Consider the following 11,167-nt stretch of genomic DNA (forward strand, 5'->3'; position numbering starts at 1 on the left):
TGAACCTGCCGCAGAACGCGGCGTGGATCAGACGTGGTTCACGGAACGCGGAGGTCGGTCTATGCCGTAGGGGGGGCCGCCATCGAACTTGTCCTCAATGAGGGCATAGTTCGTCTGGAAGGTGTTGCGCAGAACGTCACCTGCGACGGTGACCAATCCCGCCTTTTCGTGGGTGTGGTCGGCATGGTGGTGATCGGGAGCGCTCGATCCGTCGATCGCAAATTCCAGATCGTCATCATGCGAATGATCGCCGTGATCGTGGGAATGCCCGTCATCGGTAACGGCAAAGGCAGGGGAATGCAGGCTGAGCGCGTGGGTTCCCGCTGGCACGAAGGCGAACACAAGCATGGCGATGCTGGCTAGCACAGCCGTGAACCCAGTTCCGAATCTTCGTCCCTTTCGAAGCAGCATACTCAAGGAGATAAACGCCATTTATTACGAAAACAAGAATCCACATTGAAACATCCTCTCCAGGGGGATAGGAAGTTTCATCATGACAGAGCATCGACACGATTCCCATCCTGACATCGTCAAGCGCCTCAAGCGTGCCGAAGGCCACCTGAAAAGCGTGATCGCCATGATTGAGGCAGGCAAGCCATGCCTCGACATTGCCCAACAGCTTCATGCCGTCGAAAAGGCGGTCGAGAATGCCAAGAGGACGTTGATCCAGGATCATCTCGACCACTGCCTTGACGAGACCGTTGGCGCGCTTGATCTCCAGCAACGCAAGTCGATCGACGAGTTCAAGGCGATCACTAAATACCTGTGAGGTAGCCGCCATGTTGGACGTTCTAGCCAACCGAACCTATCGGCATCTGTTCCTGGCGCAGGTGATCGCGTTGGTTGGGACAGGTCTCGCGACCGTGGCGCTCGGATTGCTGGCCTATGACCTAGCCGGGGAGCGGGCGGGAGCAGTGCTTGGTACGGCACTTGCCATCAAGATGATCGCCTATGTCGCGGTCGCGCCGATTGCAGGAGCATTCGCGGAAATCCTGCCGCGCCGCGCCATGCTGGTCAGCCTCGATCTGGTGCGGGCGGCTGTGGCGCTGTGTCTGCCCTTCGTTACCGAGATCTGGCAGGTCTATGTGCTGATCTTCGTGCTTCAGTCGGCATCCGCTGCGTTCACCCCAGCATTCCAGGCGACCATCCCTGACGTTTTGCCGGATGAGAAGGATTATACCCGCGCCCTGTCACTTTCGAGGCTCGCCTATGATCTGGAGAGCCTTGTCAGCCCCATGCTGGCGGCAGCCCTGCTGACGGTCGTTTCTTTCCATTCGTTGTTTGCCGGGACCGTCTTGGGCTTCCTGGTTTCTGCGGCACTGGTCGTACCCGTGACCCTGCCGAACCATCCAGCCAAGGAACGCAGAAGCATATATGAGCGGACGACCCGCGGCCTTCGCCTCTATCTCTCAACACCACGACTGCGCGGTCTGCTTGCCCTTTGCCTGACAGTTTCGGCAGCAGGCGCAATGGTCATCGTCAACACCGTCGTCTTCGTCCAAGCGGAGCTGGGGCTGGCCCAGACCGATACGGCCCTGGCGCTTGCCGCCTTCGGATGCGGCTCCATGCTCGCTGCCCTGTCCTTGCCCAAGCTTCTGGATCGCATTGCCGACAGGCCAGTGATGTTGTCCGGAGCGGCGATCCTGATTGCCGGATTGGTTCTGACTACCTTCGTTGGCAATTACTCTGTGCTTCTGGCGATCTGGCTGGTGATGGGGCTGGGCTACTCGATCGTGCAGACACCTTCAGGCAGATTGTTGCGCCGGTCTGCCCATGCGGAGGATCGCCCGGCCTTGTTCGCCGCCCATTTCGCCTTATCGCATGCCGCCTGGTTGCTGAGCTATCCGCTCGCCGGATGGCTCAGCGCGACGATCGGCCTGTCGTCCGCTGCGATCGTGCTTGCGCTCGTGGCTGGTCTTGGCTTTATGGTTGCGACCTGGGTATGGCGGGCCTCTGACGAGGTGGAGGTCGAGCACAGCCATGATGATCTGGCAGAGAACGATCCGCATCTGATGGAGGGACACCACCGCCATGGGCATCGACACAGCCACGCCTTCATGATCGATCGCCTGCATCCGGAATGGCCGCGTGAGCACTGACCTCGCAGCCTATCTCGGCCTGTTCAGCGCTGCGTTCCTGGCTGCCACCATTCTGCCGGCACAGTCAGAGGCGGTGCTGGCGCTGATGATCGTCGCCGGTGGCTATCCGCTTGCCACCCTGATCGGTGTCGCCAGCTTCGGTAATGTGCTCGGCTCCGTGTTGAATTGGATGCTCGGGCGGGGGATCGAGCACTACCGCGATCGTCGATGGTTCCCCATTTCGGCGGAAAAGCTCGACAAGGCTGAAGGATGGTACCGCCGCTATGGAAAATGGTCGCTGCTGGCAAGCTGGGTTCCGATCATCGGCGATCCGATCACAGTCATCGCGGGCGTCTTGCGGGTGCCGTTCTTGACTTTCCTCACGCTCGTTACCATCGCCAAGGTCGGCCGTTATCTAGTGCTGGCCGGGGTGACGCTTAAGGTAGCCTGACCATGCTGACCTGGATCATGGAGTATCAGAAAGAGACCTATCTCGCATTCGGCGAGCACATAAGCACCTTCGCAAACGGCGGCGGCTCAGCCGCGTTCCTTGCTTTTCTGCCAATGGGACTCCTGCTGGGCGCTGTCCATGCACTCATGCCGGGCCATAGCAAGATGCTGATGGCGACCTATGTTGTCGGCTCAAAGGGAGGGCCGTGGAGCGCGCTGCTAACCGCCGTTGTCCTGGCGACCACGCATATTACCGTGTCGGTCATGATCGTCCTTCTGTCACTGCCGCTGATCGATTACATGTTCGGCGGTTCTGGACCCGGATCGTCGCCAGTTCTGGAGCACCTGAGCCGTGGCGCCATCGGTCTGATCGGTCTCTGGATGATCTGGAGGGGTCTGCGCGCCAGCAGCCATAACCATGCGCAGCGCGAGGGCGCGGGCTTTGGCTTCGTGGCCGGTCTTATCCCTTGTCCGCTGACACTCTTTGTCATGACCTATGCAACTGCGCGCGGGGTGCCCACTGCAGGACTGCTGTTTGCAGTCCTCATGTTGGGCGGCGTTGCCCTGACACTATCTAGCGTCGCGCTGCTGGCTGTTTCCTTCAGGAAGGTCTTCGACCGGCTGTTCAGCCGCAATGAACAGAGGCTCAAGCTGTCTCGTGGACTGGAGATCATTGTAGGTCTCGGCATGGTCGCAGTTGCAACAATGACCCTCACGTAAGGCGGCATTCGCAGAAAAGGCAGCCTCTATAACTCGGATGGCGAGCGACTTTCCGGCTTTGCTACCAAGAACGTCTACATTGATTCAACGCACTAAGAGGGGAGAAAGGCGCTCTGCCCTCTCTCCCCCACAAGCACTAAACCGGTCTCCCCATGCTTCGGCCTGTGTGGCCTGCAGCACCGGCCGCATTTCCATGAAATCCGTCTCGGCCCTTCGGGTGGGTGATCCCCCTCCGGTTTAGCGCTTGTCCCCCTCTCTCCAGCTGTTCCGCACGAGCTCGGGAGCAGGAGCGGGGCTCCTGCCCTCCCTTCGATTTCGGGAGGTCAAGGAGTGATCGCTTGCGCTTGTGGAGAAGGAAAGATGACAGAAAAGCTTGAGCTGCAACCCAACGAGCCATTGTCCGTGAAGGTCGAACGTCACCGGGCCGTGTACCTGGTGGCCATCAACGGCGAGGGCGGCGCTGACATGGATCAAGAAGCGAAGGCACGTATGGAAATCATCAGGCACGCGCCGTCAGATCAGGATGAGAGATATCAGAAGCTACTTTACGTAGCGGGATATCTAATTGCCTCCAAGGGGAGCCTAAACTCTGAGGAAATGGAGCTTCTTCTTTCAGGCTCCATCTGACTGCCGGGGCATTGATGAGCAACAGGCATCTGGCCCTGAAATCAGTAGTTGGTGGCAACCCACTCGCCGGATGCAGACTTGGCAAATCCAATGACACGATCGAGAGGAGCTGCGTTTGGGTTCCTCTTGATGGCCGCAACGCATGATACGCCTGGACCGCTGGCGTTCTCGTCACACTCTCCCAAGGCAAGAGTTACATCGGCATCACCGCGGCCGGTCCTCAGAGGGTTGCGGGCATATGCCTTGCGGTATGCGGCTAGGGCTTCCTCTTCTGTCGGTATCTCGAGCACAGGGGCCGGAGGTTCGGGAATTAGGGAGGGATTGGCTGCGATAAGGGCCGCGATCTCCGCATCAGTAGGGGCCCGAACAACCGGCTCTGGCTCCGGCATGATGAGATAAGTACCTCCAGCACCGGCGAGAATGCCGAGACCTGCGGCTGCTACGATGAGAATGTTGCTGTTCATGTCATCCACTCAGTCGTTCAGGTTGAACCAAGCGCGCTGCTTGACGCCCTTATCGTTTGGAATGTCGAAATAATAGGGATCCGCGCGGCGAGGGCGGGGCTGAGTGATCTGCACCATGCAGCCATTGTCTCGGTTGAAGACATCATTGTCGTTGTTCTGGTTGATCTGCCGGATCGTGACACCTTTGCGCTCGTTTTCTTGGCTGTCACCAAATTGGGTACGGAAGGCGGCACGGTTGCTGCACTGGTTGACGGTTTTCGTGCACTGATCCTTGTCGTCTCCGCCCAAGAACGACCGATCCCCATCGGTGCGGGAGGAAACGGCGGTCATGCCGGCAGGGCATTCCTCGTAAGGTTCATAGCCCGGCTTTCCGGCTTTTGCTTCATGGCAGATCGGCCAGGAGAAGCCGGGCTTCGCCATAGCTGATATGAGCCTTTTCATCGGGGGAACGCAGTAGGGGACGCCATGCCAAGACGGGCTTTGTGAGGCTGCGCACAAGAGGATCTGGCAACCCCATGAGGCATCCTCGGCTTTGGCAGATGCTGGAGAGATGGCAAGAGCCGCGAGACCGGCTGCGGCAAAAAACACTGGTTTCATATCAGGTGTCCCTCTTGATCAATGCTGCTGAAATTGCCGGCTCGGAAAAAGGTCTTTCGAGCGGAGTCCTGTGTTGGATGCGTTCGCCTGCAGCGTAGATGAGGGCCGAGATCAGCGCGAAGCACGCAAACCAGGAAATGCCGATGCGATAGAGCAGTGGCTGATTGGGAATGTCCCGAGAAACCGCGGCGAAGGCGAAAAGCCCGACCAAGTAGCTGTCGAAGGACAAGTGGCGTATGTCGTGGAAAGCCAGCGACAGGATGAGAAGGAAGGCCGCTAGTAGCGCGTGGATCCACCAGAGTCTCTGCGCCAGGATTATGAGGGCGATCGAGAGGGAGATGGCAAGCAGCAAGCCAGCCAAGGGATCCGTTGCGAGAGAGGTCGCAATATGTGCGAGGTCTGGCAACTATCGGTCTGTCCTCTTCGGCTTGTTTCGCGCATCAGCAAAAGGAGGAGAGATCTCGCTTTTCCGCTCGGCCAATAGATTGAAGTCGGCGATCGGATGCCGATCTAGCGTCCGGTCGACAGCTTTGCGGCGCCATTCGTTCATGTCCAACACGTAGGTTCCCCACATCCCATACCGGGCGGCCATCGCGTTGGTCTGATAAGCGTAATATTGGGCGTTGATGTAGGGGGAATCGAGACGGGCCCAACCGACGCGCAGCATTTCGGCGGCGAGATCCACACCGTTAGTCGTGCATTGTGCGACGGGTATCCCATCGTTCGCGTAGGCCAGACCGACGCAACTCGTGGGTCTGTTTCCGACAGTCCTTTTCAGCCAGGCCTTGGCGAAGGGACCGCATGGAACGGGGGTTGGAGCCTGTTGCTTGTCCCGGTTGGTCCACTTTGGGTTCAAAGCCCATTGAGGAAGCTCACAGGTGTCGATGCCAGCCAACCTTACTTTATAGCCATTGCCAAGCGTGCCGAACCATAGCGTGCGGCCGTCGAGAACGGTTACCGGGCCTTTGAACGTCGGCAACCGAACAGCAGCAGCAACGGGAGGCGCAGCCTGACCGCGTAGGGCGTGCCAGTTTTGATAGATCGGATCGGCGGCAAACGCCGGCAAGGCCAAAGAGCTTGCGGCGATAGCAAGGATAAGGCGGTTTCTCATGGCTGGGCGCTCCTCGATCGCTGGTTCGCCTCACGACTAAGCAGGATGGAAGGATGCTGAACGTCGGAGAATTGCCAAAGGCCGGCCTTTTTTTGCTGAGCAAGCTGCTCGGCTATGGCGTAGGGGGCATGATAAGGGAGACCATCGGTCTTCAAGGCGGCGAATGCATAGCCGCTTGTCACCATGATCTGCGCGAGGTCGAGCCTTTGACTGCCAACCGTGGCGTAACAAACGACATATGAGATGCCGTTAAGCTTCGCCACGGGGGCACAGATCGGTTTGGTGTCCTTGATGTAGGCAGCCAACATCGCAAGCGATGCCTCGCCGCAATCTTGTCTATTGCCCTGACCATCCGTGTAGGCAGTGCCACGCAAGCAGGACTGGATGCCATAGAGACGAAACCGTTCTCCGTTCGAGATCCAGGTGTCCCCCGTTTCCAGCGTAATGCCGGGAGCAAGATCGAAGTACCCTTCAGGTGCGGCATTGGCTGCAAAGGGCAGTAGAGTCGCGACGAGTGCAGCAGCAAGCTTCATTGCGCCTTCACCCGAGGATCTGCCCACATGCCGTAGGAACCCTTCTGGCCGATTTCCTGAGCCTCCGTGAGATCAGGACGTTCGAATGAACCATCGGCTTTCTTAGTCAGGCGAACCGCTCCCAACGACAGAAGCTGCTCCTCAAGATTATCAACCGTGTCCATTGCTCCAGGATAGTTATAGTAGCCGTAGCAAGTGACATCTTGAACGGGGGCAGTCTGCTCGCTGATGAAGGCCCTGCAGAACAGAACCTTGGGGCTCTGCAGCATCGTTTGCAGCTGCTGCGTACCAAACTCCTCGCAAGTCCCGGAATAGTCCTCCGCGCGATTGACCAAATCGCCGTTGCAGGGCTGAACGCCATATAGATGCAACGTTGTCGATTCATCGACGCGAAACTCAGTCGCCGAGATAGCCTTGAAGCCATTGGCAGTGGCGTAACCTTTGCGATCAGCGACTTTGCCGGTCCCGTCGTAATACTCGACGACAAGAACCGTCTTGCCCGGCGCCGCCAGTGACCTGATGTAGTCCTTGTTCACCGCAGGAGCGGCAAGCGCTTGTGTTGCCAATGCGCAACTTAGAAGCGCGGGAATGATGGCCTGTTTCATATTCTAGCCCTAACCATCCTGAGTCCGATTGTTGACCCTGCAAAATAGGGTTTAACACCGATCAGAAAACTTGTAAGAGTGCATCAATTCGGTATCATGTGTGTATTGACTCTAGTCGGTTTTCGTGGCGATCACAACACCGTTTGACGGGCGGGTGCGATGGATAAAAACACTGTCTATGCAGGGTATCTAGGCCCGCGAACCCTGACTAGCGCAGCATTATCCATGCTGCTCGCGGCCAATACTGCTGCGTCACAAGACCTAGCCGCAACAGGGCGTATTCCCAGCGATTACAACGGTTCTGTGACAATCAACGAGGAATCTCTTGTCACGAACTTCGAAGATCGCTGGAGCGGTGTCGAGACATCAGAGAAGGAATTCGTCCTTGGTGCAAACGGTGTTGTCACGAAGGGCGGAGCCGAGGATTTGGGCGCAACGGCGTCGAACGACGCGGGAGCCAAATGGCATCAAATTGATGCGTCTATCAGCGCGTATTTTGATGTCTCGGAGCGCGCCAGCGGCCGCATTGAGCCTGTCCAGACTCCCACTCTAGATACTACATCTAGTGATACCCCCAAAAATCTAGGGGCACGGACTCCCGTTGAAGAGTGCGGGCCGTCGCCCCTGTCACCTGATGAGATTAAAGCGCTGGTTGTATCCACTGCGCGCCGATACAGCGTCGATGAGGGCTTCGCGGTTGCGATTGCCTGGGCCGAAAGCCGCTTCGATGAGATCCGCAATTCACCGAAAGGCGCACGCGGACCGATGCAGCTTATCCCCGAAACGGCGGCTCGCTTCGGTGTTCAGGACATTTGCGATCCCGCTCAAAACATCGAGGGCGGGATGAAGTACCTGCGCTTCCTGCTCGATGAGTTTCAGAACCCGCTTCTGGTCGCAGCCGCTTACAACAGCGGGGAGGGTCGCATCTACGAATATGGCGGCGTTCCGCCATTCCAAGAAACCGTCGGCTATGTCGCAAAGGTCGTGAATTTCCAGCTTGGCCTACCGATGCCAACCGGCAAACGGAAGGCGAACGGGATCGTCCGAGACATGGCGGCAAAGAACACCAGCGATGCCGGAGTCATCGCTGTGGAGAAGACCGGCAAGTTCGTCGGCGGCGTGATGCATTTTTAAGGAGAGAACTATGAACAACGTCGTTTCCCGGCATTCCGGGGCATTGAAGGCAGTGGCCGTCATTGGCTTGGTGGCAGCCCTGCAAGTTGCAGGCGCTGATCAAGCGCTTGCACAGGCTAGCGGTGGCGGCGGCGGTGCATTCGCCCCCCTTCAGACAGCCGTGCAGATGATCGTTGACTTCATCACCGGACCCTTCGGACGTCTGATGGCAATCATCGCCGTGATTGGCCTCGGCTTCCTTGCCTTTGCCGGCAGGCTCTCGTGGTTCACGGCCGGAGCCGTCGTCATTGGCATCGGTCTCGTGTTCGGCGCCCCTGCCATCGTTGACCAGATGATTTCGTCGGTAGGCGGCGGCTGATGAGCGATTTTCAGGACGAGAAGCCAGCTTTGACGCCGTTGGTGATCGGCTTGACCCGTTCTCCGACGCTATGGGGCGTCCCCTACATGGCGGTCGTCCTGATCATCGGCGTGACAATCATTGGGTGGCTGGTGACGAACCATCTGGCGGCACTGCTGATCGCGCCAGCCGCCTATCTTGTCCTTTTCTCGCTTTGTGCCTGGGACAGCAAGATTCTCGACGTCCTGCAGGTCACGTCCCGCAAGACGCCAAGGACCCCCAACAAACGCTTTTGGGGCACCAACTCATACGGACCATAGTAGATGCTGAAAGTCGTCAAGGAAGAGCTTGGGTTTGGGAAGGTCGCCGGCAACGAGCGGCCTATGTCCGTTCACATCCCCTATATGCGGCATGTGTCTGACACGGTCATCGGGCTCGAGAATGGAACCCTGATCAGCGTCATCAAGCTTGACGGACTGTTCTTCCAGACGGAGGACCAGGCCGAATTGAACATGCGTTCTGTTGTGCAGAACACCATGATCCGAGCTCTAGGTTCGAGCCGCTATTCTCTTTGGTCGACTGTAATCCGTCGTGAGGTCGAGACCGAAATCGGCGGTTCGTTCGATTCCTCCTTCTGCGAGATCCTGAACGACCGCTATATGGACCAACTTCGCAAGAAGCGGATGTTCACGAACGAAATCTACCTGACGATCGTGCGTTCGGGCATGAAAGGGGCGCTTGGCCTCGGCGACTCGCTGAAGCGGATCTTTGAACGCTCGAACAAGGAGGCCAGGTCCCAAGCGACCCGTGAAGACGTGACCGACCTCGAAGAGCTGGTTGGGAACATCGTGAAAGAGTTGCACAAGTACGGCGCAAAGCCGCTTGGCATTACGTATCGCAAGAAATCGGACGATACCGCGAAAAAGGACATCGATGGAGAAGACGCTAAGGGCGATCCGTATTCGGAGCCCTGCGAGTTCTTCAACACGATCCTGACCTGCGGTGTGCCGCGAAAGATGCGGCTTCCGCGCATGGGAATTCGGAACTACGTCGGCACTTCACGGCTTCACTTTTCAAAGCGGACTATGCAGGCACAAGCGGCGGTGGAAGAAGATAGCCGCTATGCCGCTCTACTCTCGATCAAAGAATATCCTCCATTCACTGGTCCCGGCATGCTGGATGGATTGCTCCAGGTGAACCATGAGTTCATCCTGACACAGTCGTTCACGCTGGCTGACAAGCCGATCGCACAAGAACGGATCAGCCGTCTCCAGCGTCAGATCAAGGCATCCGACGAAGCGGGTAAGGCTATCGAAGCGCAGCAGCTTGCCGATCGCCAGCGAAACCGCGACCAAGACGACCGAGAGCGCTGATCTGCGGCCCTGTCGCTGCAGTGAGGGCCCGTATCGTCGGCCGGGGTGCCTACGCTCAGCGCCCTCTCCTGTCCGTTGGATGGTTTGACGGACAAACTACGATAGCCCCTCACCCATTCAACCGCTTGCGCGGTCCTACACTCCGTTGCGGCCCTACGGGTGCATGGGCTCGTTTCGCTATCTTCGGATCTTTGCCGTCAACCAACGAACAGGAGACGGCAATGCAGAGCGTAAAGGACACCTACCAGCGGATCACCGACACCATCATCCAGCAGCTCGAGGCCGGCACCAAGCCTTGGATTCGGCCATGGCGCGGAAATGTTCGCTGGTCGGCTACGCCGCTGCGTGCCTCCGGCGAAGCCTATCGCGGCATCAACGTGGTCATGCTTTGGCTCTCCGGGCAACTCGCCGGCTACGACGAAAACACATGGATGACTTACCGGCAGGCTCAAGAGCTTGGCGCTCAGGTCCGCAAGGGCGAACAAGGAACCCTCGTCGTCAAGTACGGCACCTTCACGCCGAAGGATCAGGAGGCGGACGATCGCGCAGTCCCCTATCTCAAGGGCTACGCTGTCTTCAACGTCGAGCAGATCGATAACCTGCCTGACCGCTTCAAGAGCCCGGCCGATGATGTGCCAATGGATGCCGTTCCAGTCCTCGAAAACGTCGAATCCTTCATAGATCGCACTGGCGCGAAGATCACCTACGGCGGCAAGCAGGCTTGTTATCGCCCTGGTCTCGATGACATTCTGATTCCGGATCGGGGGCGGTTCCTCAGCGAGATTCACCTTTACAGCACTGTTCTTCATGAAATTTCTCATTGGAGTGGTGCAAAGGCACGTTTGGGCCGTGACCTGAGTGGGCGGTTCGGCAGTGAGGCCTACGCCATGGAGGAGCTTGTTGCCGAGATCTCAGCCGCGTTCGTCTGCGCCGATCTTGGTATCGAGCATGATCCGCGAGACAACACCGCGACTTACGTTGAAAACTGGCTCAAGGTGCTCAAGCAGGATTCACGTGCAGTAATCACTGCCGCCGCAAAGGCTCAGGCAGTCGCTGACTATCTGCGACAGTTCAGCTCTTCTACAGGGTAGGGCCCCTGGCATAACTGTCGGGCCTCATGCGCATCGACCCAAAACTT

At 58.0% G+C, this 11,167-nt stretch carries 17 protein-coding genes; 10 read left to right on the plus strand and 7 right to left on the minus strand.

Features of this window, described 5'->3' with window-relative positions; all coding sequences use genetic code 11:
- Positions 1–27: 27 nt before the first annotated feature.
- Entirely contained in the window at positions 28–366 is a 339-nt protein-coding gene (locus DFO46_RS23270; RefSeq protein ID WP_245422709.1) for a hypothetical protein, read from the minus strand.
- A 127-nt stretch (positions 367–493) separates the two neighbouring features.
- Here DFO46_RS23270 and DFO46_RS23275 point away from each other — a divergent pair, with 127 nt between their 5' ends.
- The 5 genes from DFO46_RS23275 (at position 494) to DFO46_RS23295 (ending at position 3,875) form a co-directional block, all read left to right on the plus strand.
- Complete coding sequence (locus DFO46_RS23275) at positions 494–769, plus strand: metal-sensing transcriptional repressor (protein WP_120279295.1); 276 nt, start codon at positions 494–496, stop codon at positions 767–769.
- 10 nt (positions 770–779) lie between these two features.
- Complete coding sequence (locus DFO46_RS23280) at positions 780–2,099, plus strand: MFS transporter (protein ID WP_120279296.1); 1,320 nt, start codon at positions 780–782, stop codon at positions 2,097–2,099.
- Positions 2,089–2,529, plus strand: a complete 441-nt coding sequence (locus tag DFO46_RS23285; RefSeq protein WP_245422710.1) for a YqaA family protein — start codon at positions 2,089–2,091, stop codon at positions 2,527–2,529. Before DFO46_RS23280 ends, DFO46_RS23285 begins: the two co-directional genes overlap by 11 nt.
- 2 nt (positions 2,530–2,531) lie before the next feature.
- Positions 2,532–3,248: a sulfite exporter TauE/SafE family protein gene (locus tag DFO46_RS23290; RefSeq protein WP_120279297.1), complete on the plus strand. Its 717-nt coding sequence runs from the start codon at positions 2,532–2,534 to the stop codon at positions 3,246–3,248.
- A gap of 360 nt (positions 3,249–3,608) precedes the next feature.
- On the plus strand, positions 3,609–3,875 hold the full coding sequence (locus DFO46_RS23295; RefSeq protein ID WP_120279298.1) for a hypothetical protein: 267 nt from the start codon (positions 3,609–3,611) through the stop codon (positions 3,873–3,875).
- 41 nt (positions 3,876–3,916) lie between these two features.
- Here DFO46_RS23295 and DFO46_RS23300 read toward each other — a convergent pair whose 3' ends face one another.
- Genes DFO46_RS23300 through DFO46_RS23320 form a run of 6 tightly spaced genes read right to left on the minus strand, consistent with a single transcriptional unit; the run spans position 3,917 to position 7,185 of the window.
- Complete coding sequence (locus DFO46_RS23300; RefSeq protein ID WP_120279342.1) at positions 3,917–4,339, minus strand: hypothetical protein; 423 nt, start codon at positions 4,337–4,339, stop codon at positions 3,917–3,919.
- Positions 4,340–4,348: 9 nt separating this feature from the next.
- Complete coding sequence (locus DFO46_RS24020; RefSeq protein WP_183042018.1) at positions 4,349–4,936, minus strand: hypothetical protein; 588 nt, start codon at positions 4,934–4,936, stop codon at positions 4,349–4,351.
- Position 4,937: 1 nt separating this feature from the next.
- The gene (locus DFO46_RS24025; RefSeq protein ID WP_245422711.1) at positions 4,938–5,288 is read right to left on the minus strand and encodes a hypothetical protein; all 351 of its coding nucleotides are present in this window, start codon (positions 5,286–5,288) and stop codon (positions 4,938–4,940) included.
- 54 nt (positions 5,289–5,342) lie between these two features.
- Positions 5,343–6,047 (minus strand): thermonuclease family protein, encoded by a 705-nt coding sequence (locus tag DFO46_RS23310; protein ID WP_120279299.1) that lies wholly within the window; start codon positions 6,045–6,047, stop codon positions 5,343–5,345.
- Positions 6,044–6,580 (minus strand): thermonuclease family protein, encoded by a 537-nt coding sequence (locus DFO46_RS23315; RefSeq protein ID WP_052642577.1) that lies wholly within the window; start codon positions 6,578–6,580, stop codon positions 6,044–6,046. Before DFO46_RS23315 ends, DFO46_RS23310 begins: the two co-directional genes overlap by 4 nt.
- Complete coding sequence (locus DFO46_RS23320; protein ID WP_115672744.1) at positions 6,577–7,185, minus strand: hypothetical protein; 609 nt, start codon at positions 7,183–7,185, stop codon at positions 6,577–6,579. The genes DFO46_RS23315 and DFO46_RS23320 overlap by 4 nt, the downstream gene beginning before the upstream one ends.
- Before the next feature lie 225 nt (positions 7,186–7,410).
- On the opposite strand from DFO46_RS23320, the gene DFO46_RS23325 reads away from it, so the two are divergent.
- The 5 genes from DFO46_RS23325 to DFO46_RS23345 all read left to right on the plus strand — a co-directional run bounded on the left by DFO46_RS23325 (position 7,411) and on the right by DFO46_RS23345 (position 11,120).
- Entirely contained in the window at positions 7,411–8,319 is a 909-nt protein-coding gene (locus tag DFO46_RS23325) for a lytic transglycosylase domain-containing protein (RefSeq protein ID WP_120279300.1), read from the plus strand.
- A gap of 10 nt (positions 8,320–8,329) precedes the next feature.
- Positions 8,330–8,677: a TrbC/VirB2 family protein gene (locus DFO46_RS23330; protein WP_120279301.1), complete on the plus strand. Its 348-nt coding sequence runs from the start codon at positions 8,330–8,332 to the stop codon at positions 8,675–8,677.
- Complete coding sequence (locus tag DFO46_RS23335) at positions 8,677–8,976, plus strand: VirB3 family type IV secretion system protein (RefSeq protein ID WP_081950740.1); 300 nt, start codon at positions 8,677–8,679, stop codon at positions 8,974–8,976. Before DFO46_RS23330 ends, DFO46_RS23335 begins: the two co-directional genes overlap by 1 nt.
- A 3-nt stretch (positions 8,977–8,979) precedes the next feature.
- Entirely contained in the window at positions 8,980–10,029 is a 1,050-nt protein-coding gene (locus tag DFO46_RS23340; protein ID WP_281039975.1) for a hypothetical protein, read from the plus strand.
- A gap of 221 nt (positions 10,030–10,250) precedes the next feature.
- Positions 10,251–11,120, plus strand: coding sequence for a zincin-like metallopeptidase domain-containing protein (locus DFO46_RS23345; RefSeq protein ID WP_120279302.1), 870 nt, complete (start codon positions 10,251–10,253; stop codon positions 11,118–11,120).
- Positions 11,121–11,167: the final 47 nt, after the last annotated feature.

The sequence above is a fragment of the Rhizobium sp. AG855 genome (genome assembly GCF_003610655.1).
GTDB lineage: Bacteria > Pseudomonadota > Alphaproteobacteria > Rhizobiales > Rhizobiaceae > Allorhizobium > Allorhizobium wuzhouense.

Bases quoted from the DNA above. Each gene is read 5' to 3' on its own strand.
- DFO46_RS23345 (WP_120279302.1), top strand. From the start codon at position 10,251: ATGCAGAGCGTAAAGGACACCTACCAGCGGATCACCGACACCATCATC.
- DFO46_RS23335 (WP_081950740.1), top strand. From the start codon at position 8,677: ATGAGCGATTTTCAGGACGAGAAGCCAGCTTTGACGCCGTTGGTGATC.
- DFO46_RS23300 (WP_120279342.1), bottom strand. From the start codon at position 4,339: ATGAACAGCAACATTCTCATCGTAGCAGCCGCAGGTCTCGGCATTCTC.
- DFO46_RS23315 (WP_052642577.1), bottom strand. From the start codon at position 6,580: ATGAAGCTTGCTGCTGCACTCGTCGCGACTCTACTGCCCTTTGCAGCC.
- DFO46_RS24020 (WP_183042018.1), bottom strand. From the start codon at position 4,936: ATGAAACCAGTGTTTTTTGCCGCAGCCGGTCTCGCGGCTCTTGCCATC.
- DFO46_RS23325 (WP_120279300.1), top strand. From the start codon at position 7,411: ATGCTGCTCGCGGCCAATACTGCTGCGTCACAAGACCTAGCCGCAACA.
- DFO46_RS23340 (WP_281039975.1), top strand. From the start codon at position 8,980: ATGCTGAAAGTCGTCAAGGAAGAGCTTGGGTTTGGGAAGGTCGCCGGC.
- DFO46_RS23295 (WP_120279298.1), top strand. From the start codon at position 3,609: ATGACAGAAAAGCTTGAGCTGCAACCCAACGAGCCATTGTCCGTGAAG.
- DFO46_RS23280 (WP_120279296.1), top strand. From the start codon at position 780: ATGTTGGACGTTCTAGCCAACCGAACCTATCGGCATCTGTTCCTGGCG.
- DFO46_RS23330 (WP_120279301.1), top strand. From the start codon at position 8,330: ATGAACAACGTCGTTTCCCGGCATTCCGGGGCATTGAAGGCAGTGGCC.
- DFO46_RS23290 (WP_120279297.1), top strand. From the start codon at position 2,532: ATGCTGACCTGGATCATGGAGTATCAGAAAGAGACCTATCTCGCATTC.
- DFO46_RS23310 (WP_120279299.1), bottom strand. From the start codon at position 6,047: ATGAGAAACCGCCTTATCCTTGCTATCGCCGCAAGCTCTTTGGCCTTG.
- DFO46_RS23275 (WP_120279295.1), top strand. From the start codon at position 494: ATGACAGAGCATCGACACGATTCCCATCCTGACATCGTCAAGCGCCTC.
- DFO46_RS23320 (WP_115672744.1), bottom strand. From the start codon at position 7,185: ATGAAACAGGCCATCATTCCCGCGCTTCTAAGTTGCGCATTGGCAACA.